Here is a 22,706-nt window from a genome sequence, read left to right as displayed (position 1 = left end):
GAGTAGCGAATGACCAAACGCGCGATCGATCCCTCCGGGCTTGTCCCCGCCGAACGGGATGCCTGTGCCATCATCTGTTACCTCAACAAGGAGGGCCAGCCGACCCACGGCAACCTGCAGCGGACCATCGAGGCGTTGATCAAGATGGGACACCGGGCCGGCGAGATCAACGGCGAAGGGGACGGTTGCGGCGTCCTGACCGACATTCCGCGGCTGCTCTGGCGGGAGAGCCTGGCAGGCGCCGGCCGGCCGGCCGGCCTGGCCGATGAGCCCGGTTTTGCCGTCGGTCACCTGCTGCTGCCTCAGGAGGCCACCGCCGCCGATCCGCAGCTGCAGGTGAAGATCCTCTCCCGACTGGCCGCCGCCGGTGCTGAGGTGCTGCTGGAGCGGTCGGGCAGCGTCCGGAGCGAGGTCCTGTCGCGCCGGGCCCGCGAGGGTGAACCGCTCTTCTGGCAGTTGGCGCTCCGCTGCCCCGAGCCGGCCCGCAGCGCCGAACTGCTCTACGACCTGCAGGTGGCACTCGAACGGGATTTCCCGATCCACGTCGCCTCTCTCTCTACTGCCGTCGCCGCCTGGAAAATCCACGGGGCGCCGGAGCTGCTTCCCCGCTACTATCCGGAACTGAAGCGGCGCGAGTTTCTTTCGTCGGTCACCATCGGCCACAGCCGCTACTCCACCAACACCCTGCCGACGGTGCTGCGGGCCCAGCCCTTCAGCCTGCTCGGCCACAACGGCGAGATCAACACTATCGCCCGGCTCCGGGAGGAGGCACGGATGATCGGCGTGCCGCTGCCGACCGACGGCTCCGACTCCCAGGACCTGAACCGCACCCTCGAAGGGCTGATCTGCCGGCACGGCCTCACCCTCTTCGAGGCGATGGAACTGGTATTTCCGCCGATCTTCAGCGCCCTCGACGCCATGGCGCCGGAGCTGCGCGCCATGTACAGCTGGTTTCGGCGGTTTCTCAAGGCCTCCGCCCAGGGGCCGGCGGCAATCATCGCCCGCCATCGCGACCACTGCGTCTTCAGTGTCGATGCCATGGGGCTGCGGCCGCTTTGGATCGGCGAGACGGCCCAGGAATTCTTCGCTTCGTCGGAACTGGGGGTCGTTCCCCACGAGGAGATCGTCAGCGACCCGAAACCGCTGGCTCCCGGCGAGAAGATGGGGGTGACGATCACCCCCGGCCAGCGGCTGGAGCTGCTCGATCACCCGGCTCTCCGCCGCGAGGTGTACCAGTGGTTCCGCAAGCGGGTCAACCTGGGCGGCGCCATGAAACGGCTGCTGACCGCCGCCGACCCGGCCCTGTCGGGTCCGGCGGCGGCCGACGGACCGGCACGCTGGCGGCGGAGCGCCCGCCTCCACCAGGACAACCTGATGTCCGCCTTCGCCTGGAAGAGCAGCGACCTCAACAACCTCAAGGAGATGGTCCGCACCGGCCAGGACCCGATCGCCTCCCTCGGCTACGACGGGCCGCTGGCCGCTCTTTCCGGACAGCGGCAGAATCTTTCCGACTACTTCAAGGAACAGGTGGCAGTGGTCACCAATCCGGCCATCGACCGGGAGCGGGAGGCGGAGCACTTTTCCACCCGCGTCTACCTCGGTCCGCGGCCGCAGTTCCGCGGACCGCTGCGCCCCGGCGTCGTCCTGGAGGTGCCGCTCGTTACCGGTGGCCGGCGGACCGGCGCGGACGACAGCGACCCGGCGGTGGCCCGGCAGTTCGGTACCGTCACCCTGGAGGCGTTGCTGACGGCCTTCGGCGCCGGCGCCGGACGCTGCCGGACGATCTCCTGCGCCCTGCAGCGGGACGAGAGCCTCAGCGATGCGCTGGTCCGGCTTACCTGTGCCGCCATCGAGGCGGTGGAGCATGGCGCCGGGCTGCTCCTGTTGGACGACGGCGACTGCTTCACGCCCGGGCGGGAGTTCATCGACCCGTTCCTGGTGACGGCGGTGCTGCACAAGGGACTCAAGGAGGTGACCGACGCCGGCGGCGAAAGCCTGCGCCGGCGGACGTCGCTGGTTCTCCGGAGCGGGGCGCTGCGCAATCTCCACGACCTGATCTTCGCCCTCGGCATGGGGGCCGATGCCCTCTGTCCCTACCTGCTCTGGGAGGGGGCCGAGGGTGGGGACGAGCTCGCCAGCCTTGTTTCCGTGCTGGCCAAGGGGTTGGAAAAGGTCATCTCGACCATGGGGACCCATGAGATTGGCGGCTACGGCAAGTATTTCGCCTCCATCGGCCTCTGTGGCCACTTGGCGGATATTTTCGAGACGCCGAACTTCTGCGGTTCCGGCCAGGGGGGGCTGACCCTGGAGCGGCTGGAAGCGGAGAACCGTTTGCGGAGCGCGGTGGCGCGGAGCCGGGAGAAACAGCCGGTGCCGGTGCAGTTCCGGCTTTACCCGAAGATCTGGAAGATGGTCGGGGCGGTGGCGAAAATGGAGGAGAGCTACGCCGACCTGTCGCGGCTGATCCAGCAGTACGAGGCCGAGTATCCGCTGGCGATCCGTCACCTCCTCGACCTCCGCTACCTCCCGGAGCTGGTCGTCGATCCGGACGAGGTGGATACCGCCATCGGCCGGCACAGCTTGCCGATCCTCATCTCGGCCATGAGCTTCGGTTCCCAGGGGGAGACGCCGTTTCGCATCTATGCCGAGGCGGCCAAGCGGCTCAATATCGTCTGCATGAACGGCGAGGGGGGCGAGATTGCCGACATGCTCGGCCGCTACCGGGAGAACCGCGGCCAGCAGGTGGCCTCGGGGCGGTTCGGGGTCAACATGGCCTTCCTCAACTCCGCCGACATCCTGGAGATCAAGGTCGGCCAGGGAGCCAAGCCGGGTGAAGGGGGCCATCTTCCCGGCTTCAAGGTGACGGCCAAGATCGCCGCGGCGCGTCACGCCACCCCGGGGGTGTCGCTGATCTCCCCTTCCAACAACCATGACATCTACTCCATCGAAGACCTGGCCCAGCTGGTGGAAGAGCTGCGCACTGCCAACCCGCAGGCGCGGATCTCGGTCAAGGTGCCGGCGGTGGCCGGCATCGGCACCATCGCCCTCGGCGTCGCCAAGGCCGGCGCCGACATCGTCACCGTCAGCGGTTATGACGGCGGCACCGGCGCCGCCCGTAAACACGCCATCAAATTTGTCGGCCTGCCGGCGGAAATCGGCGTTGCCGAGGCCCACCAGGCCCTGGTCGGAGCCGGGCTGCGGCACAAGGTGGAAATCTGGGCCGATGGCGGGGCCCGCACCGGCCGGGACGTGATCAAGCTGCTCTTGCTCGGCGCCAACCGGGTCGGCTTCGGGACGATGGCGATGGTGGTGATCGGCTGTACCGCCTGCCGCGGCTGCCATCTCGGCACCTGTCACGTCGGCATCGCCACCCAGATCGAAACCCTCGAAGAGGCCGAGGCGCGGGGATTGAAGCGGTTCGTGCCGCGGGTCCAGGAAAACGGCGTCATCTACATGAGCACCTTCTTCCGGGGGATGGCGCGGGAAATCCGGATTCTCACTGCCAAGCTCGGCTTCCGGCGCACCCAAGACCTGGTCGGGCGGAGCGACCTGCTGCACCAGGCACGGGGACTCGATCGCCTCGATCTTGGCGAACTGCTCACCCCGGGCCGCCCCGGCCCGGCCCGTGCCGCCGAACAGGAGGCGCGGATCATCCGCAAGCCGCTCAATTATCTGACCTCGCTGATCTCGGGGCTGGTCGGCGACGCCTTCACCGCCGGCGAGGAGCGGGTCCGCTACGACGATGATAGCGCTTCCAGCTCGGATCGGGCGCTGGGGACCCATCTGGCGGGGGCCTTCGTCCGCGGGGTGGCGGCGGGACGGTTCCAGCCCGAACAGCATGCCCTGCTCCATTTCCGCCGTGATTCGATCCCCGGCAACGGCCTGGCCGCATTCACCATCCCACAGATCGACATCCGGGTCGAGGGGGGTGCCCAGGACGGGGTCGGCAAGAGTGCCAGCGGCGGCACGGTGGTCATTCTCAAGGGGGAAAACCGCGAAGGCCGGCGGGTCGGCGGGGCGGTCGGCAAAGGGTTCGCCTACGGCGCCCAGGGGGGGACCTTTCTGGTCCAGGGGAATGCCGACAGCCGGGCCTGCATCCGGCTTTCCGGCGCCGATGTGGTTTTCGGGGGCCGGATTGCCGCGCCTCTCGACGACGGCCGGGGGGACATCGCCAGCCGGGCCAATCTGAAAGGCTTCGCCTTCGAGTACATGACTGCCGGCCGGGCGGTGGTCCTCGGCGATCCGGGACCGTGGATCTGTTCGGGGATGACCGGCGGCACCGTCTACTGCCATCTGGACGAAGCGGCGGGGCTGGATCGGGAGACGTTGCGCCGGCGGCTGGCCCGGGGGGCGGGGGTCGAGATCCGCGACCCGGAGGAGCATGACGTGACCGCCATCGAGGAGCTCCTGCTGCTCTACCACCGGGAACTGCTCCATTCCCACCAGGAAGAGGAAGCCGGTGCCGTGGCGGCGATCATCGCCACGGCGCGCAACCGGTTCGTCAAAATCGTGCCGGAGAAGAGCGTGGTGGCTCCGGCCAGTACCGAGTAGGCACTTTCTTCCGGCGGCCGCGCCGCCGGCAACCAGGCAAGGAGGATAGAATCATGGCCCGTAACGTCTATGTTGACAAGGATTCCTGCATCAGCTGCGGCCTCTGCGTGGAATCCTCTCCCGAAGTGTTTCGCTTCGACGAGGACAACCTGGCGGAGGTGTTCGACCCTGCCGGGGCGGCCGAAGAAAAGATCCAGCAGGCGATCGACGCCTGCCCGGTGAGCTGCATCCACTGGGGCGACTGAGCCCGAGCGGGCGGAGCGCCCGCGGCCTGCAGCACCGAACTATCGACAAGGATATCGTATGAAGATTCTGACTTTGAACTGCCGCAGCTTTTTCATCAGCTACCAGCTGCTCGAATGGACGGATCGCGCCGTCCTCGCCCGGGGGATCGTCGACCGGGTGGAACTTGGCGATTCGTTCCTCACCCTGGAACGGCCCGGCCAACCGCCGCAGCGGGTCGAGGCCGACTGCCCGGACCACCGGGCGGCCATCGACCTGATCCTGCAGACGATTACCGACCCTGCCCATGGCCTCCTGGCCCGGACCGACGAACTGGCGGCCGTTGGCCACCGGGTGGTGCACGGCGGGGAAACCTTCGCCCGCTCGACGATCATCAACGACCGGGTGGTCGAAGCGGTCCACGAGATGGAAGATCTGGCGCCGCTGCACAACCCCCCCAACGTCACCGGCATCAGGGCGGCCCTGGCACTCCTTCCGGCCGTTCCCCAGGTGGCGGTTTTCGATACCGCCTTTCATCAGACCATGCCGGCCCATGCCTTCATCTACCCGCTTCCCTACGAGTGGTACGAGCACTATGGGATCAGGCGCTACGGGTTCCACGGTGCTGCCCACTGCTATGCCGCCCGGCGTGGTGCCGCGCTGCTCGGACGGCCGTCGCGGGAGTGCAACCTGGTGACCGTCCATATCGGTACCGGCATTTCGATCTGTGCCATCAAAGGGGGGGAATCGGTCGATACCAGCATGGGACTGACCCCCCTTGAGGGGACGATGATGGGGACCCGCTGCGGCGATATCGATCCGGGGATCGTCCCATTCATGATGCAGGAGCAGGACTTTACGGCTCGGGACATGGACCGGATCCTCAACCAGAAGAGCGGAGCGGCCGGGATCACCGGCAACCGCCTCGAGCGTCCCGACTACCTGGCCCGGGCGGCGGCCGGCGATGAGCGGTGCCTGCTGGCGGCGGAGATGGAAGCCTACCGGCTCAAGAAGTACCTCGGCGCCTATACGGCGACGCTCGGCCGGCTCGATGCGGTGATCTTCAGTGCCGGAACCGGCGCCGGCGAGTGGTTGATCCGGGAAAAGGCGCTGTCCGGCATGGAGCTGTTCGGGGTTGCCCTTGACCGGGAGAAGAACCGGCGTGTGCAAAGCGCGGACCGGGAGGAGTTTATTGGCGCAGCTGGAGGTGCGGTGCCGATCTACGTGATTCCGACCGAGGAAGAGATGGTCCTTGCCGAGGAAGTGGCGGGAATCCTCGGTGCCGGTCCGGCGGCGCACTTTTCGCCGGCCGCCTGACGGGGGCGAAAAATCTGCTAGAGTTGTTCTGTAGCCTATTATCCTGTGGAGGGGTACCATGCCATTAACCGGCCAACCGGCTCCTGCTTTCTCCCTGGCGGGGAGTGACGGCAAACAACACGCGCTTGGCGATTATGCCGGCAAAACGGTGGTAATCTACTTCTATCCCCGGGACAACACGCCGGGCTGTACCAAGGAAGCCTGCGGCTTCCGCGATCTGCACCGGCAGCTGTTCGAACGGGGCGTAGTGCTTCTCGGCGTCAGCAAAGACAGTCTTGCCTCCCACGACAAGTTCATCAACAATTTCGGGCTGCCATTCACCCTTCTCTCCGATCCTGACGCGACGATGATGGCCGCCTACGGCGCTTACGGCGAAAAAGTGTCGTACGGCAAAAAGACTACCGGCGTGATCCGCTCCACGGTGGTGGTCGGCCCCGACGGAACGATCCTCCGCCACTGGCCCAAGGTAGCCAAGGCGGAACAGCATCCGGCCGAGGTGCTCGCGTACCTCTCCGGCCAGGAGTAGCCGATGGACGAGCGGCGCGTCTTCACCGTTACCTGCCTGGCCTGCGGCACCGCCAACCGGGTGCCGGCGGACAAGGAGGGTCGGGCCGGGAGGTGCGGCGACTGTCGGCAGCCGCTGCCGCCGCTCTATCTGCACCCCCTTTCCCTTACCGATCGTGATTTCGACACCTTTGCCGCCGGCTATCCGGGGCCGCTTCTGGTGGAGTTCTGGGCTCCCTGGTGACCGCACTGCCAGACCTTCGCACCGGTGGTGCGGGAAGTAGCCCTGGCATTGGCCGGTGAGGCGGCGGTGGCCCAGGTCAACACGGAAGAAAACAGTCGGACCGCCAGCCGATTTGCCGTCCGGGGCATCCCGGCGCTGGTCCTTCTCAAGCGGGGCCGGGTTATTGCCACCACCAGCGGTGTCCAGCCGAAGGAGGCGGTCGTTGCCTGGGTTCGCCACGCGCTCGGCCGGTAGGATTTTTACCGCGGTATCACACCCCGGTGTCAAATTCGTTGACATGCCGTGGAATTGCGCTAGAGTATGAGCTCAGCATTTCACTCGACCAAGGGAGAGTAGAATGCCTCATGCCACTCCAGCCCAAACCTTCTCCCTCTCGGCCCTGCCGCCCGAGTTCCTCCCTCTGGCGCTCTACACGGCGGCGGCAACCCTGCTGATCGGCATCTTGCTGCTGGTCGCCTGGTGGCTCGGCGGCGGCTCAACCTCGCGCAACAAGGAAATTCCTTACGAATCGGGGGTCATCCCGACCGGCAGTGCCCGGCTCGCCTATCCGGTTCCCTTTTATCTGATCGCCATCTTCTTCATCGTCTTCGACGTCGAGGCAGCCTTCATCTTCGCCTGGGCCGTCGCCCGGCGGCCGCTCGGCCTCGCCGGCCTGCTGCACATCACCTTCTTCATTGTCATCCTGCTCCTCGGTTTGGTCTGGCTCTGGCTGAAAGGGGGGCTCGACTGGGGGCCGTCCCGGGAACGGAGGGGCCGTGGCGGAGAATGAGATCTACCAGAATATCATTCTGACCCGTCTTGACGACCTGATCAACTGGGGACGGGCCAACTCCCTCTGGCCGATGTTTTTCGGCCTGTCCTGCTGCTTCGTCGAAATGATGACGTCCTTTACCTCCCGCCACGACATCTCCCGTTTCGGCGCCGAGGTGCTCCGCGGTACCCCCCGCGAGGCCGACCTGATGGTGATCGCTGGCACCGTCTTCAAGAAGATGGCCCCGTCGATCCTTCGCCTCTACGAGCAGATGGCCGAGCCGAAATGGGTGATCTCCATGGGGAGCTGCGCCAATTCCGGCGGTATGTACGACGTCTACAGCGTGGTCCAGGGGGTGAACCAGATCATCCCGGTGGATGTCCACGTCCCCGGCTGCCCGCCACGCCCTGAGGCGTTCCTTCAGGGGCTTCTCCTGCTGCAGGAGAAGATCCGCCGCGACGAGCGGCCGGCCCGAACCGTCCTCCACCTGCCGGGCGGCAGCCAGGGGACCACCCGGCCGGTGCTGGTGGATGGCGAAACCAAGTCCCGCGATACCCGGGGTCCCGGCATGGAAGGGATCGCCATTCGCGGCACCTCGGTCCAGCAGCCCGCTTTCCGGATGGCCCGCTCCGACGAAATGTGGCGGCCGCCGGCTCCCCGCCACCCCTACCCCGATTTCGGCCTCGCCGGCGAATTGGAGACGATCTTCGAGCGGCGGGTGGTGGCCGATCCGACCGCCACCGACATGCTCACCTACCGCTGTCCGGCGGACTTGGTGCCGGAGGTGCTGAAATACCTGAAGCACCGGCCGACCGCCCCTTTCCGGCGCCTGGAAGACATTGCCGCCGTGGACGAGTCGTGCCGCCGGGAACGGGAACGGTTCAAGGATTTCACCGTCAACTATCACCTCCTCAATTTCGATATCCCCGGTCATCTCCGTCTGAAAACCGAACTGGAAGGCGCCTACCCCGAGTTGCCGAGCGCCACGACCGTCTGGCCCGCCGCCGCCTGGTACGAGCGGGAAGTGTACGACATGTACGGTATCCGTTTTGCCGGCCATCCGGACCTGCGCCGGATCCTGATGCCGCCCGACTGGCAGGGGCACCCGCTGCGCAAGGAACACCCGTTTCGGGCCACCGAAATGCCCCCTTACACCACGGCGGACGCCCGGCGTCACCAGCCGCTCCCCGGCGCCGATTTCTTCGATCGGGTCGACGAGGAGACGCTGATCCTCAATCTCGGCCCCCAGCATCCCGGCACCCACGGCATCATCCGCTTCGTGCTCAAGCTGGACGGCGAAGAGATCGTCGACATGGATAGCGACATCGGCTATCACCACCGGGGGGCGGAAAAAATCGGCGAACGCCAGCACTGGAACCAGTTCATCCCCTATACCGACCGGATCGACTACCTGGCCGGGGTGCAGAACAACCTGGCCTACGTGACCAGCGTCGAACGCCTCTGCGGCATCACCGTCCCGGACCGGGCCATTCATATCCGGGTGATGCTGGCGGAGCTGTTCCGGATCGCCAGCCACCTGGTCTGGCTCGGCACCTTTGCCGCCGATGTCGGGGCGATGACGCCGGTCTTCTACACCTTCACCGACCGGGAAAAGATCTTCGACATCATCGAATTGATTACCGGTGGTCGGATGCACCCTTCCTGGTTCCGGATCGGCGGGGTTGCCGAAGACCTTCCCGGCGGGTGGGAGACGGCGGTCAGCGACTTCCTTGCCTGGATGCCGGGGCGGCTCAAGGAATACGAGGCGCTGCTCAACGGCAACCCGATCTTTCTGGCCCGTCTGCGGGGTGTCGGGACGATCTCCCGGGAAGAGGCGATCGACTGGGGGTTGAGCGGGCCGAACCTTCGCGCCTGCGGCTTTGCCTGGGATCTGCGCAAGAAGATTCCCTACGCCGGCTACGACCGCTTCGATTTCGAGGTGGCAACCGCCGAGGGGGGCGACTGCCTGGCCCGCTACTTGGTCCGCCTGGAGGAGATTCGCCAGTCGCTGCACATCGTCCATCAGGCGGCCCGGGAGATGCCGGGCGGGCGCTGGATTACCGATGACTATCGCTACGTGCTGCCGCAGAAACGGGATACCCTGCACGATATCGAATCGCTCATCCATCACTTCATCAATGCGACGCGCGGCATGGCGCCCCCCCGGGGGGAAACCTACCATGCCATTGAGGCGCCGAAGGGGGAGAACGGCTACTTCGTCGTCTCCGACGGGATCAACGTCCCCTACCGGGTACGGATCAAGACACCGAGCTTCCCCCATATCCAGGCGTTGCCGGTGCTCTGCCGGGGGTGGCTGGTGGCGGATTTTCTCGCCATCATCGGGTCGATCGATTTCGTCCTGGCGGACCTGGATCGGTGAGGGAAGGAGCTACGGGGGGTATAATTGCCCCGTGCTGGAGAAACCTTGATACCTGAAGCGTTGAGACATGAGTTGCAGGCCCGGGTCGCCCATGCCGTCACCAACCGCGAGGCGGCGGTGGACGTCATGAAGGAGCTCCAGCGCCATTACGGCTGGCTGACCGACGAGGCGGTGCGGGAGGCGGCGGAACTGCTCGGGCTTACCCCGCTCCAGGTGGAGGAGCTGGCGACCTTCTATGAGATGATCTATCGCCGGCCGGTCGGGCGGCGGGTGATTCACGTCTGCGATTCCATCTCCTGCTGGGCGGTCGGTGGGGTGACGTTGATGAATTTCCTGGCGGAGCACCTCGGGGTGGCGCCGGGCGGGATGACGGCCGACGGCGTTTTCACCCTCCTCCCCTGCTGCTGCCTGGGCAATTGCGGCGAAGGGCCGACGATGATGATTGGCGACACCCTCTACGGCCGGGTAACGCCGGAGCGGGCCGAGGAGATTCTCCGCCGGGAGCGGGAGGCGGTCGGTGCCGCGAAAGGAGCGGACCATGGTCAGGATCAAGCGGGTCTATGACGAACCGGCAGCAGCCGACGGGCTGCGGATACTGGTGGACCGGCTCTGGCCCCGCGGGCTGACGAAGGAGAAGGCGCGGCTCGACGCCTGGCTGAAGGAGCTTGCGCCGAGCGACGAATTGCGAAAATGGTTCGGCCATGATCCGGCCCGCTGGGAGGAGTTCCGGGAGCGCTACCGGCAGGAGCTGGCTGGCCGGCCGGAATCCATGGCGCGGCTCCGGGCGCTGGCCGGCCAGGGGCCGGTGACTCTCCTCTTCGCCGCCCATGACGTAGCGCACAACAATGCCGTGGTGTTGAAAGAACTGCTCGATTAGCTGTCGAGGCCGGACCAGCTCTGCCGGGGTGGAGTGGTGATTTCATGGTTCCGGAGCCCTCGGTGGCAAAGAAAAGGTGTTGATGGAACAGGTGCTTTTTCGCCATAACCGGCCCGGCCGGTGCGTGACCTTCGCCGAATACCGGGCCGAGGGGGGCTTTGCGGCCCTGGAGAAAGCCCTCTCCGGCATGTCGCCCAACGATGTCCAGCAGACGGTGATCGATTCGAACCTCCGTGGCCGTGGCGGTGCCGGCTTTCCGACCGGCAAGAAGTGGTCCTTCGTCCCCCGCGACCTCCCCGGGCCCCGCTACCTGATCTGCAACTGCGACGAGATGGAGCCGGGAACCTACAAGGACCGGGTCCTGCTGGAAGCGAACCCCTATTCGCTGATCGAGGGGATGGTGCTGGCCGCTTACGCCATCGGCGTGGCCCATGCCTTCATCTTCATCCGCCGCGGTTACGAGGAGGCGGCCGCCAACTGCCGCCGGGCCATTGCCGAGGCGACGGCCGCCGGACTGCTCGGGAAAAACATCCTCGGCTCCGGCTTTTCGCTCGGAATTGACGTCCACCAGTCGGCGGGGCGCTACATCTGCGGCGAAGAGACGGCACTGATGAACGCCCTGGAGGGGCGCCGGGCCAACCCGCGTTCCAAACCGCCGTTCCCGGCAGTGAAGGGGCTCTGGGGCCGGCCGACGGTGGTGAACAACGTGGAGACCCTGGCCAATATTCCGGCGATCGTCGCCAACGGCGCCGGCTGGTTCAAAGGGCTGGCCCGGATTCCCGGGGCGGCCGGGACGAAGCTCTTTTGCGTCAGCGGCCAGGTGCGGCACACCGCCTGCTTCGAATTGCCGCTCGGGACGACCCTGGGCGAGATCATCGACGGTCCTTGTGGCGGCATGCTGCCGGGCCGGACTTTCAAGGCATGCATCCCCGGCGGGGCTTCGACCCCGTATCTGACCCGGGAGCACTGGGGCCTGCCGCTCGATTTCGATACGGTGGCGCGGGCCGGCTCACGGCTCGGCACCGGCGGTATCGTCGTGTTCGGTCAGGAAACCTGCATGGTGGCGGCAACCCTGAACATGATCGAATTCTACGCCCGGGAGTCGTGCGGCTGGTGCACCCCCTGCCGGGAGGGGCTGCCGTACGTCCGGGACATTCTGGCCCGCCTCGAAGCCGGCACGGGAACGGAAGAGCATATCACCCTGCTTCGGGAGCATGTCCACTACCTCAACAATGCCTTCTGCGCCCTGGCTCCCGGTGCCATGGGGCCGGTGGAGGGGCTGCTGCGGCTGTTCGAGGACGAGATTCGCGAGCACATCGTCCGGAAGCGGTGCCCGCTCGGGGGGCGGCAATGACGGTGGACGACGATTTCGGCGGGCTCATCAACCGGGCGACAACGCTTTGGCGGGAGAACTTCGGCGACCTGCTGCTCCTCTCGCTGGTTTTCGCCCTCGTGGCCTGGATCCCGCTGGCCAACGTCGGCTTTGCCGCCGGCTATACCCGACAGATCCTCAAGGTGGCCCGGGGGGGAAAGGCCCGGCCGGGCGAGCTGTTCGGCGCCTGGGACTGTTTTGGCGACCTGCTGGTCTACCTGCTGCTGGTGGTTGCCGCCCAGTTCGTGCTGATGCACGTGCCGGTGTTCGGCCAGGTGGCCGGTTTTGTCCTGCTGGTTGCGATAACGCCGGGGATTTATGCGATCGTCGACCGGCAGATGAAATTCATGGCAGCGTTCCGCTGGAGTTTTGAAACGGTCAGGACCGGTTTCGTCAACTGGTTGCTGGCGGTGGTGATCGGCGGCATTTTTGCGGCGGCCGGCGCCCTGCTGTTCGGCATCGGCATCGTTATCACCCTCGGCTGGGGATACCTGGTGCTGGCACTCAACTACGACAAAGGGGCGGCGCCCCGGGTGATTATCCTCTGACATGCCCAAACTGATTATCGACCACATAGCGGTGGAAGTTCCCGCCGGCACCAGCGTTCTGGAGGCGGCGAAGAGCGTCGGGATCTGGATTCCGCATTTCTGCTACCATCCGGCGTTGGGAAGTGTCGGCGCCTGCCGGCTTTGCGCGGTGAAGCTGCTCGACGGGCCGGTCAAGGGGATCCAGATGTCCTGCATGCTGCCGGCCCAGGACGGGATGGTGGTGTCCACCACCGATCCCGAAGCGCTGAAGATGCGGAGCCTGGTCATCGAATGGCTGATGACCAACCATCCCCACGACTGCCCGGTCTGCGACGAGGGAGGGGAGTGTCTCCTCCAGGATTACACTGTCGCCGGCGGTCACGGCATCCGCCGCTACGAGGGGAAGAAGCGGACCCACGTCAACCAGGACCTGGGGCCGTACATCCAGCACGAGATGAACCGCTGCATCCAGTGCTACCGCTGCGTCCGTTTCTATCAGGAGTATGCCGGCGGCAGCGACTTCGGCGTCCTGGGGAGCGCCCGCCGCGTTTACTACGGCCGCTTCGCCGAGGGAGCGCTGGAGTCGCCGTTCTCGGGGAATCTGGTCGACATCTGTCCGACCGGGGTCTTCACCGACAAGCCGGCCCGCTTCCGGGCCCGCTACTGGGATTACGAGATGGCGCCGTCGGTCTGCCCCTGGTGCTCGCTCGGCTGCAACACCGTCCCGGCGGCCCGCTACCGGGAGCTTCTGAAGACCATTGCCCGGGAGAACCGGGCGGTGAATGGCCCCTTCCTCTGTGACCGGGGCCGTTTCACCACTGCTCCGGTGAACGACCCGGCCCGGCCGCGAACCCCGTTGGTGGACGGGGAGGAAAGGTCCTGGGACGAAGCTCTCGACGCCTTGACGCTACGGCTTGGCGAACTGGGCGACCTCTATGGGCCGGAGAGCCTGGCGGTGGTCGGTTCGTCGCGCCTCTCCCTGGAGGGGAACATCCTCTTGGCACGATTGGCCGGACTCCTCGGTGCCGGTAAGCTCTGCTATTTTGTCGACGGGGAAGAAGCGACGCGGGCCATCGCTGCCGTTTCCCTCTTTACCGGCGAGCGCAGTGCCTCCATGGCGGAGGTGCGAAAGTCCGACTGTGTCGTCATTTTCGAATCGGACCTCCGGGACGAGGGGCCGATGATGCTTCTGGCGGTCCGGCAGGCATGGCGAAACGGCGCGCCGGTCTTCCTGGTGGGGGAGCATGCGCCGCTGGAGCAGACCAGGACCGTCGCCATCGAAGCCATCGAACTCAGCATCATCGAAGAGGTGCCGCTGGCAATCTTCGAGCGTCCCGTGATCATCTGCGGCAGCAGAACCCATGCTGCCGACCTTGAGGTACTGGCCCGGGCCGAGGCCAAAATCGCCTGTCTCTTCTCAGGTCCCAATGCCTTTGGTGCCGGGATTCTGGCAGGAGAGGAGGGGGCGGTCGCCCTGGCTGAGGCAGTGGCCGCCGGCACCGTGAAGGGGATTCTTGCCGTGGAGGCCGATATCCCCGAGGCGCTGCTCGCCGGCGTCCCGTTCGTGGCCGCCTTCGACTGGCAGCCGACGGAAGCCGTCCGCCATGCCGGAATTGTCCTCCCCACTGCTGCCTGGGTGGAGAGCGCCGGAACGTTCGTCAACTACGAGGGGCGCGCGCAGCGGTTCGACAAGGCGATGGCGCCGGGGTTGCCGATCCGCGGGCTGCCGGCTCGCTACCACGCCTCCCCCGACAAGCCGGCGCCATTCCACCCGCCCCGGCTGCCCCGCCATGTGCCGCCCGGCGGGGAGCTTCGTCCTGCCTGGCGGATTCTTGCCGACCTGGCGGAACGCTTCGGCGGCGATGCGGCCGCGGAACTTTTCACCGGCCGCTGGGAGCCGTTGCGGAAGCTCGATCCGGAGAGCGAAGGGATCAGGTTGGGAAATGAGGGAGAATAATCGTTCCACATGTCATCGCTAGCCCTCGACATAGCCATTCACTTGGCAAAGATCGCCCTGATTTTCTTTGTCGTGCTGACGCTGGCGGCCTATCTGGTCTTCGCCGAACGACGGCTGTTGGCCTGGATCCAGGACCGGAAAGGGCCGAACCGGGTGGGGCCGTTCGGGCTTTTGCAGCCGCTGGCGGACCTGATCAAGCTGCTGACCAAGGAGGATTTCCGGCCGGCCGGTGCGGACAAGTGGCTTTTCTACTTGGCGCCGGCGATGGCGGCGATCCCGGCGATCCTTACCTTTGCGGTGATTCCCTTCGGCGCGCCGGTGACCCTGTTCGGCCGGGAGGTGCCGCTGCAGGTCGCCGACCTGAACGTGGGGCTGCTCTTCTTCATGGCGCTCTCGTCCATCGCCGTCTACGGGGTGGCCCTCGGCGGCTGGGCGTCCAATTCTAAGTATGCCCTGCTCGGCGCCATCCGCGGCCTGGCCCAGCTGATCTCCTACGAGTTGTCGATGGGATTGTCGCTGGTGCCGACGGTGATGCTGGCCGGCTCGCTCCGGCTGTCGAAGATTGTCGCCGCCCAGGAGCAGGTCTGGTTTGTCGTCTACCAGCCACTGGCCTTTGTCATCTTTCTGATCAGCATCGCCGCGGAGTGCAAGCGGATCCCCTTCGACATCCCGGAAGCGGAAGGGGAGCTAGTGGCCGGTTTCCACACCGAGTATTCGGGGATGCGCTTCGGCCTGTTCTTCGTCGGCGAGTATATCAACATCATCGTCTTGGGTGGCCTGGCGACGACTTTTTTTCTCGGCGGCTGGCACGGCCCGCTACTGCCGCCGTTCGTCTGGTTCGCGGTGAAAACGCTGGCCTTTGCCTTCTTCTTCATCTGGATGCGCGGTACCCTGCCGCGGCTTCGCTATGACCAGTTGATGCATCTCGGTTGGAAGCTGTTGACGCCGTTGGCGCTCATCAATATTCTGGCCACCGGCTGGTGGCTGATGATCACCGGAAGATACTGATAAACCGAAAGGAGGTGTCCACGACCACCGTCGTACGGAACAGCCTGGCACGTTGCGCAGTCATTGACCCCTAAACAGCCGATCTCTGAACTCAAAGGAGGAAGCGTCATGGTTGAAAATGTCAATGCGAAGGACAAGAATGGGCACACTCCCCTCATCGATGCCGCCAAGGGGGGGGATTTGGAGGTGATTGGCGACCTGCTGAATCGGGGCGCCGAGCTTGAGGCGAAGAGTGACAAAGGGAAGACTCCCCTCCACTACGCCGCGGCCAACGGCCATGCCCAGGCGATCAAGATCCTGCTCGAAGCCGGAGCCGATGTGGATGCCCGGGATCACGAATGGCATACCCCGCTGATGCTGGCGGCGAATTATGGCTGCAACGAATGCATCGAGTACCTGCTCACGGCGGGTGCCGACGTCAATGCCAAGATGAAGCTGGGAAACACGGCCCTGACCTATGCGGAAGCCAACGGGCATCCCGACACCCTCGATCTGCTCAGAAAGGCGCAACGAGCCAAAGCGATGGTATGATTATCTGACGACGGGCGGACGGCACGTCCGCCCGTAACCGGCAAAGGGAGACCGGCGGGGCTGTTGCCCCGCAACACCATGTCCATTCTGAACGATTTAAAAGCGCTATCGAGCGGCTTCCTCGTTACCTGGAAGCATATCTTTCGCCGGGCGGTGACGATCGAGTACCCGGACGTCAAGCGGACCCCACCACCCCGCTATCGGGCGCGGATTGTCCTGACCAGGGACCCTGAAGGCGGCGAGCGGTGCGTTGCCTGCTATCTCTGCTCGGCGGCCTGCCCCGTCGACTGCATTTCGATGGAGGCGGCCGAGGGCGAGGGGGGGAGACGCTATGCGCGCTGGTTCCGGATCAACTTCTCACGCTGCATCTTCTGCGGCCTCTGTGCCGAGGCCTGCCCAACGATGGCGATCCAGATGTCTCCCGACTATGAAATCTGCGAACGAGAGATCATGGAACTGGTATATGAAAAGGAAGACTTGCTGATCGACAACGGTGGCAAAGACCCGGAGTACAACTTTTACCGCCATGCCGGCATCGGTGTAGCCCAACCGCGGGGTGCCGGCGCAGGGGAAGACGCGCCGGTGGATGTACGGGGGCTGCTGCCATAGGGGGATGGTGACATGCTTGGCAAACGGGGGCGGAAATTCCTCGGCTTGTTCCTAGTGTTTTTTGGGGTGGCGCTGCTGTTCCAGCTCTACCTGCAACGAACCAACCCCACGATTGGTCTCGGGGATTCGCTTTATGTGGCGTGTGGCTACAGCATCCCCATAGCCTTGTTGGCGACCTTGCTCCTGATGTTCGTCGGCAAAAGCGGAAACGGAGAGTGAACAAGCGGCATGACGCAACTCCTGTTCTACATTCTGGCTGCAGTGATGGTTATTGCCACGGTCTTTTCGATTACCGAGAAGCATGCCGTGCATGCCATTGTCTATCTGGTTACGTCATTCTTCGCCCTGGCAGTGTTGTTTTTCCTCCTCGGCGCCCCGGTGGTGGCGGTCTTCGAGGTGATCATCTATGCCGGTGCCATCATGGTTCTCTTCCTCTTCGTCATCATGATGCTCGATCTCGGGCATCCGGAGAAGGCGAAGCGGCCGGGAATCGGCGACTGGTGGCCGGCACTGGTCCTCGGGGGGGTGACGGTTGCGGCCGCCGCCACGCTGGTTGTCAAATCCCAACCGGTCGCCGCAGGCGGGGGCGGTATCGGGGTAACGGAGTTCGCCGTGGCCCTGTTCCGGAAATACGGGTTGGCAGTGGAAGTGATTTCGATGCAGCTGCTCTTCGCCCTGGTGGGCGCCCTCTACCTGGGGAAACGGAGGGAGAAGTGAGCAGAGGGGCGTACCGATGATCGTGCCGTTGGCCCATATTCTGATCCTGGCGGGGATTCTCTTTGTCCTGGGTCTGATCTGCGTAGTGGTCTGGCGGATGAATCTGATCATGCTGCTGATCGGCATCGAGATCATGCTTAACGCGGCGATGCTCGCCTTCGTCGGCGGGGCCTCCCGCTGGGGAATGGCCGACGGCCAGGTGTTCGCCCTGCTGATCATGGCAATGACCTCCGCCGAAGTCTCGCTTGCCCTGGCGATGGTGGTCTATCTCCACCGGCGGAAAAAAACCGTTGCGGCCGACGAGTTCAACGAGTTGAAAGACTGACGGGTATTGCATGAAACTCTACCTTGCCCTCATACTCCTGCTCCCTCTCCTCGGCGGTGCCGTCAACGCCCTGGCCGGGCGGAAACTGCCACGCCGGCTTTGCGAAGTCCTTGCCTGCGGCGTGGTCTGGGGGGCGTTCGGCTCTGCTCTGCTCGCCTTCCTTGCCTACCGAGGGGCCGAACAAGTCACCCTGGCGAGCTGGCTGGCTGACTTCGACTTTGCCGCGCCGCTCGAGCTTTATCTCGATCCGCTGTCGCTGACGATGATCCTGATGATCACCTTCGTCTGTGGACTGATTCACGTCTACGCCGTCGGTTACATGGCTGAGGACCCGAACTACGTTCGCTTTTTCGCTCTGCTCAACATCTTCGTCTTCGCCATGCTGGTGCTGGTGCTGGCTGCCAACCTGCCGCTCCTCTATCTCGGCTGGGAAGGGGTCGGCTTCTGTTCCTACGCCCTGATCGGCTTCTGGTATCGGGAGCCGCGCAATGCCACCGCCGGTCGCAAGGCGTTCATCACCACCCGGATTGGCGATACCGCCTTCGGGATCGGCATTGTCTGGTGCTTTCTTCTTTTCCACACCGAGTCGATTAGCCAGATCAATCAGATGGGATTTCTGATGCCGGGAAGCGTGATCACCGCCCTCGGCCTGCTTTTCCTTGCCGGAGCGATGGGGAAATCGGCCCAAGTGCCGCTGATGGTCTGGCTCCCCGACGCCATGGCCGGCCCGACGCCCGTCTCGGCGCTGATCCATGCCGCTACCATGGTCACCGCCGGCGTTTACCTGCTGGCCCGGATGCAGCCGCTGTTCGGCCTCTCCTCAATCGTCATGGCCGCCATCGCCGTGACGGGCGCGGCCACTGCCTTCTACGGTGCCAGCTGCGCCGTGGCCCAGCGGGATCTGAAGCGGGTGCTCGCTTACTCGACCATCAGCCAGATCGGTTACATGATGCTTGGCGTTGGGGCCGGGGCCGTTACTGCCGCCACCTTCCATCTGCTGGTCCATGCCTTCTTCAAGGCGCTGCTCTTCCTCGGCGCCGGCTGTGTCATTGCCGCCATGCACCACGAACAGGACATATTCCGGATGGGTGGACTCCGCCGCCGGTTGCCGGCCACCTTCTGGCCCTTTCTGGCCGGGGCACTCTGCCTTGCCGGCGTGCCGCTGACCGGCGGTTTTTTCAGCAAGGATGCCATTCTCGGCGCGGTCTGGGCCAAGGGTGGGGGACTCTATGGCTGCCTCTACCTCGTTGGGCTGCTCACCGCCCTGATCACCTCGTTCTATACGTTCCGGATGCTCTACCTGGTCTTCGGCGGCGAACCGACCGGCGCCTCCCATGAGGAGGCCGCTGAGCAGGGGCATACCGGGCCGGTGCCGCGGGTTATGGAGGTGATGCTCGTGCCGCTGGCGCTACTGGCCTTGGCTGGGGTCGTGCTGAACGTGCCCGAATATCTCGGTGAAGGATGGCTCGGCCGCTTCCTTGCTCCGCTGGCCGCTGGCCGCGGGAGCCGGCTTGCCTCCGGCACCGAACTGCTTCTGCAGGGGATTGCCGCCTTTGCCTGCCTGGTCGGGTTTGCCGCCGCCCATCTCCGTTACGGCGGCGCCCGGCGTCAGGACCGGCTCGTTGCCGCGGCGGCGCCGCCGACCGGCCTGACCGCTTTTCTATTGCACGGCTGGTATGTCGACAACCTCTATCGGTTCCTGCTGATCCGTCCTTATGAATTCCTGGCCGGACTGCTCTGGCGGCGGGTCGACGAAGGGGTGATCGATGATTCGCTCGACCGGCTGGCGGCTGGTTTCGGCAAGGTCGGCCAGGGGCTGGGCCGCTGGAACTGCGGCCGGGTGTCGGTCTACATCCTCAGCTTTGCCGCCGGCATGGCCCTGATCATTGGTTACCTGGCGTGGATGGTGCTCTGATGGGACAGCTGCCGCTCCTGACGATCCTGACGTTTCTCCCGCTGCTCGGCGGGCTGTTGATTCTACCGCTCTGGAACTGCCGTCGGTTGCTCCGACCGCTGGCGCTGGGGGTGGCGCTGGCCGAACTGGCGCTCGCCGGTTGGCTCCTCGCCGTCGCCGGGGGGCTGCCGCGGCCGCCGGGTGCGCCGCCCGGGTTCTTCCTTTGGGAAAGCGCCCCCTGGATCGACCGCTTCGGCATCGGCTACCTGCTCGGGATGGACGGGATCAGCTTGCTGTTAGTGGCCTTGACCGCCTTCATTACCGTTATTGCCCTGCTGGTCTCCTGGCGGAGCATTCATGAACGGGCTCCCCTCCACTATCTGCTGATCCTGGTGATGGAGAGCGGTATTGTCGGGGTCTTCCTGGCGCTGGACCTGTTCCTCTTTTACCTGTTCTGGGAGGTGATGCTGGTGCCGATGTTCTTCCTGATCGGCATCTGGGGGCATGGCCGGCGGATTTATTCGGCGGTGAAGTTCTTTCTCTATACCCTGACCGGTTCGTTGCTGATGCTCTTGGCAATCATCGGCGTCTATCTCATCCATGGCGACCGGACCGGCGTCTACACCTTCGCGCTGCCGCTGCTTACCCAGGCCAGGCTCGGCACTGCCGCCGCTCCCTGGCTCTTTGCCGCCTTTCTCTTCGCCTTCGCCATCAAGTTTCCGCTCTTCCCGCTCCATACCTGGCTTCCCGATGCGCATACCGATGCCCCGACCGCTGGTAGCGTCATCCTTGCCGGCCTGCTGCTCAAAACTGGCGCCTACGGCCTGGTCCGTTTCGGCTATCCGCTCTTTCCGGAGACGGCCCGCGCCTTCGCCCCGCTCCTTGCCCTGCTGGCGGTAATCGGCATCATTTACGCCTCCTGGGTTGCTTTCGCCCAGGAGGATATGAAACGGATGGTCGCCTACTCCAGTGTCGGCCACATGGGCTTCGTCGCCCTCGGGATCGCCTCGTGGACACCGGTGGCGCTGTCGGGCTCGATCCTGCAGATGGTCAATCACGGGGTCACTACCGGCGCGCTGTTCGCCCTGGTCGGGATGCTCGACGAACGGGCAGATACCCGGGAAATCGCCGCCTACGGTGGATTATGGGGGAAGGTGCCGGTCTATGCCTTCTTCTTTCTCCTCTTTGCCATGGCATCGGCCGGACTGCCCGGACTCAACAACTTCGTCGGCGAGTTCCTGATCCTGGTCGGCACCTTCCCGACGATGCCGGCGGCGGTGGTTATTGCCTTCATCGGCATTGTCCTGCCGCTGATCTATACGGTACGGCTCGTTCAGGAGGTGCTGTTCCAGACCGAACGGCGCCCGCTGGCATTGAGCGACGTGTCGTGGCGCGAGGGGGCGATCCTGGCGGTGATGGCCGCCATTGACATCTATCTCGGCTGCCATCCGAAACCGCTGCTCGATCTGCTCAGGGTTCCGGTGGGCCTGCTGACCGGCGTGGGGGGGGGCCAATGACGCTGCTCGATCTGTGGCCCCTCATGCCGCTCCTGATCCTTGTCTGCGGCAGTCTCGTCATCCTCCTCTGCGGCGCGGTGCTCCCTGGCCGTTACGGCACGGTGGTTGGGGTGGTCGCCTGCCTCGGCGCGGCGCTTTGGGCGCTGCAGGTTCCGCCGCAGACGACACTACCGGCCCTCGGGGTGGCGTTTACCCCCTTCAGCCGCTTGTTCATCGTCCTCTTCATGGTCACCGCCGCTATCACTCTGCTCCTCTCCCACGACTATCTCTGCCGGCCGGGGATGAACGGCGAGGAATATCCGGCGACCATCCTCTTCGCCGCCTTCGGCATGACGGTGCTCGTTTCCTCGGCCACCCTGCTCAATCTGTTCCTCGGACTGGAGTCGCTCACCTTCGCCTTCTACATCCTGGTCGCCTACGACCGGACCCGGCCGACATCGGCCGAAGCGGGACTCAAGTATCTCCTTCTCGGTGCCATCTCCGCCGCATTTATTGCCTTCGGCATCGCCCTGATCTATGCCGGCAGCGGCACTCTCTACATCACCGGGGCAGCGGGAGCGGCCCTCACCGGCCCGACCCTGGCCGGCTGGGGATTCCTGTTGGCCGGGCTGGCGTTCAAAATTTCGCTCGTCCCTGCCCATCTCTGGACTCCGGACGTTTACCAAGGGGCGCCCACCCCAGTGGTGGCCTTTCTTTCCACCGGCTCGAAGGGGGCGGCCATCGCCTTCCTGCTGCTCCTTCTCCCCCACCTGGCGGCCCTCGGCCCGCTTCGCCTCCCGCTCTGGCTGCTCGCCTTCCTGTCGATGACCGTCGGCAACCTGGCAGCACTGCTTCAACCCAACCTGAAGCGGCTGCTCGCCTATTCGTCGGTCGCCCAGATGGGCTATGTGGCCCTGGCACTGTTGAGCGGCGAGCGGGGCTACGAGGCGGCCGCTTTCTATGCGGTGGCCTACACGGCGATGAATCTTGCGGCCTTCGGGGTGATTGCTTCGCTGGAGAAGACCGGCTCCCGGGAGCTGGTGGAGGACTACCGGGGACTCGGCTATCGGCAGCCAGTGCATGGCGCGGTACTGGCCCTGGCAATGTTCGCCCTGGCTGGAATCCCGCCGACGGTCGGCTTTGCCGGCAAGTTTGCCATCTTCTTTGCCGCCATCCGGAGCGGTGAAGTTGCCCTGGCGGTTATCGGCATCCTCACTGCCGCCACCTCTGCCTATTACTACCTGCGGGTAGTGGTGAACCTCTATATGCGCTCTGCTGCCGGAGAAGGCGAAGGGGAGGCGCCGACAGTCCCGGAAGCGGCGGCCCTCGCCTTGGCGAGCCTGGCCATCGTGGCGCTCGGCATCTATCCCGCCCCGCTCTTCGACCTGGTGGCGGCGGTGCTCCGTTAGGCATCCCTCACGGAG

Annotated in this window: 21 protein-coding genes; all 21 read left to right on the top strand. The window is 65.1% G+C overall.

What is annotated here, in order from left to right; genetic code table 11:
• The first annotated feature begins 9 nt into the window (after positions 1 to 9).
• Positions 10 to 4,551 carry a glutamate synthase-related protein gene (locus tag QMN23_RS19385; protein ID WP_282000983.1) on the top strand — a complete coding sequence of 1,514 codons (4,542 nt, stop codon included), beginning with the start codon at positions 10 to 12 and terminating at the stop codon, positions 4,549 to 4,551.
• Positions 4,552 to 4,604: 53 nt separating this feature from the next.
• Positions 4,605 to 4,796 (top strand): ferredoxin, encoded by a 192-nt coding sequence (locus QMN23_RS19380; protein WP_282000982.1) that lies wholly within the window; start codon positions 4,605 to 4,607, stop codon positions 4,794 to 4,796.
• A 58-nt stretch (positions 4,797 to 4,854) separates the two neighbouring features.
• Positions 4,855 to 6,090, top strand: a complete 1,236-nt coding sequence (locus QMN23_RS19375; RefSeq protein ID WP_282000981.1) for an acetate kinase — start codon at positions 4,855 to 4,857, stop codon at positions 6,088 to 6,090.
• A gap of 58 nt (positions 6,091 to 6,148) precedes the next feature.
• Positions 6,149 to 6,616 carry a peroxiredoxin gene (locus QMN23_RS19370; protein WP_282000979.1) on the top strand — a complete coding sequence of 156 codons (468 nt, stop codon included), beginning with the start codon at positions 6,149 to 6,151 and terminating at the stop codon, positions 6,614 to 6,616.
• 3 nt (positions 6,617 to 6,619) lie between these two features.
• Entirely contained in the window at positions 6,620 to 7,072 is a 453-nt protein-coding gene (locus QMN23_RS19365; protein WP_282000978.1) for a thioredoxin family protein, read from the top strand.
• 103 nt (positions 7,073 to 7,175) lie between these two features.
• Positions 7,176 to 7,607 (top strand): NADH-quinone oxidoreductase subunit A, encoded by a 432-nt coding sequence (locus tag QMN23_RS19360; protein WP_282000977.1) that lies wholly within the window; start codon positions 7,176 to 7,178, stop codon positions 7,605 to 7,607.
• Positions 7,594 to 9,969, top strand: coding sequence for an NADH-quinone oxidoreductase subunit B/C/D (locus tag QMN23_RS19355; protein ID WP_282000976.1), 2,376 nt, complete (start codon positions 7,594 to 7,596; stop codon positions 9,967 to 9,969). Before QMN23_RS19360 ends, QMN23_RS19355 begins: the two co-directional genes overlap by 14 nt.
• A gap of 45 nt (positions 9,970 to 10,014) precedes the next feature.
• On the top strand, positions 10,015 to 10,533 hold the full coding sequence (gene nuoE / locus QMN23_RS19350) for an NADH-quinone oxidoreductase subunit NuoE (protein ID WP_282000975.1): 519 nt from the start codon (positions 10,015 to 10,017) through the stop codon (positions 10,531 to 10,533).
• Complete coding sequence (locus QMN23_RS19345; RefSeq protein WP_282000974.1) at positions 10,508 to 10,846, top strand: DUF488 domain-containing protein; 339 nt, start codon at positions 10,508 to 10,510, stop codon at positions 10,844 to 10,846. Before nuoE ends, QMN23_RS19345 begins: the two co-directional genes overlap by 26 nt.
• Before the next feature lie 82 nt (positions 10,847 to 10,928).
• A complete protein-coding gene (locus QMN23_RS19340; RefSeq protein ID WP_282000973.1) occupies positions 10,929 to 12,200 on the top strand; it encodes a complex I 51 kDa subunit family protein in 1,272 nt (423 codons plus the stop codon).
• Positions 12,197 to 12,766, top strand: coding sequence for a zinc ribbon domain-containing protein (locus QMN23_RS19335; protein WP_282000972.1), 570 nt, complete (start codon positions 12,197 to 12,199; stop codon positions 12,764 to 12,766). The genes QMN23_RS19340 and QMN23_RS19335 overlap by 4 nt, the downstream gene beginning before the upstream one ends.
• Before the next feature lies 1 nt (position 12,767).
• Positions 12,768 to 14,702, top strand: coding sequence for an NADH-quinone oxidoreductase subunit NuoG (nuoG, locus tag QMN23_RS19330; RefSeq protein ID WP_282000971.1), 1,935 nt, complete (start codon positions 12,768 to 12,770; stop codon positions 14,700 to 14,702).
• A gap of 9 nt (positions 14,703 to 14,711) precedes the next feature.
• Complete coding sequence (nuoH, locus tag QMN23_RS19325; protein ID WP_282000970.1) at positions 14,712 to 15,710, top strand: NADH-quinone oxidoreductase subunit NuoH; 999 nt, start codon at positions 14,712 to 14,714, stop codon at positions 15,708 to 15,710.
• A 108-nt stretch (positions 15,711 to 15,818) separates the two neighbouring features.
• Positions 15,819 to 16,241: an ankyrin repeat domain-containing protein gene (locus QMN23_RS19320; RefSeq protein ID WP_282000969.1), complete on the top strand. Its 423-nt coding sequence runs from the start codon at positions 15,819 to 15,821 to the stop codon at positions 16,239 to 16,241.
• A gap of 78 nt (positions 16,242 to 16,319) precedes the next feature.
• Positions 16,320 to 16,850, top strand: a complete 531-nt coding sequence (gene nuoI, locus QMN23_RS19315; protein ID WP_282000968.1) for an NADH-quinone oxidoreductase subunit NuoI — start codon at positions 16,320 to 16,322, stop codon at positions 16,848 to 16,850.
• A 12-nt stretch (positions 16,851 to 16,862) separates the two neighbouring features.
• Positions 16,863 to 17,069, top strand: coding sequence for a hypothetical protein (locus QMN23_RS19310; protein ID WP_282000967.1), 207 nt, complete (start codon positions 16,863 to 16,865; stop codon positions 17,067 to 17,069).
• Between the two features lie 9 nt (positions 17,070 to 17,078).
• Entirely contained in the window at positions 17,079 to 17,567 is a 489-nt protein-coding gene (locus QMN23_RS19305) for an NADH-quinone oxidoreductase subunit J family protein (RefSeq protein ID WP_282000966.1), read from the top strand.
• 16 nt (positions 17,568 to 17,583) lie between these two features.
• A complete protein-coding gene (gene nuoK, locus QMN23_RS19300; RefSeq protein WP_282000965.1) occupies positions 17,584 to 17,892 on the top strand; it encodes an NADH-quinone oxidoreductase subunit NuoK in 309 nt (102 codons plus the stop codon).
• Between the two features lie 10 nt (positions 17,893 to 17,902).
• Complete coding sequence (gene nuoL / locus QMN23_RS19295; protein WP_282000964.1) at positions 17,903 to 19,807, top strand: NADH-quinone oxidoreductase subunit L; 1,905 nt, start codon at positions 17,903 to 17,905, stop codon at positions 19,805 to 19,807.
• On the top strand, positions 19,807 to 21,303 hold the full coding sequence (locus QMN23_RS19290) for a complex I subunit 4 family protein (protein WP_282000963.1): 1,497 nt from the start codon (positions 19,807 to 19,809) through the stop codon (positions 21,301 to 21,303). Before nuoL ends, QMN23_RS19290 begins: the two co-directional genes overlap by 1 nt.
• Complete coding sequence (locus QMN23_RS19285; protein ID WP_282000962.1) at positions 21,300 to 22,691, top strand: NADH-quinone oxidoreductase subunit N; 1,392 nt, start codon at positions 21,300 to 21,302, stop codon at positions 22,689 to 22,691. The genes QMN23_RS19290 and QMN23_RS19285 overlap by 4 nt, the downstream gene beginning before the upstream one ends.
• The last annotated feature ends 15 nt before the right edge of the window (positions 22,692 to 22,706 follow it).

The sequence above is a fragment of the Geotalea uraniireducens genome, assembly GCF_027943965.1.
GTDB classification, from domain to species: Bacteria; Desulfobacterota; Desulfuromonadia; order Geobacterales; family Geobacteraceae; genus Geobacter; species Geobacter uraniireducens.
Note: the sequence above shows the minus strand (reverse complement) of the source record. Positions and strands in the feature narration are given on the sequence as shown.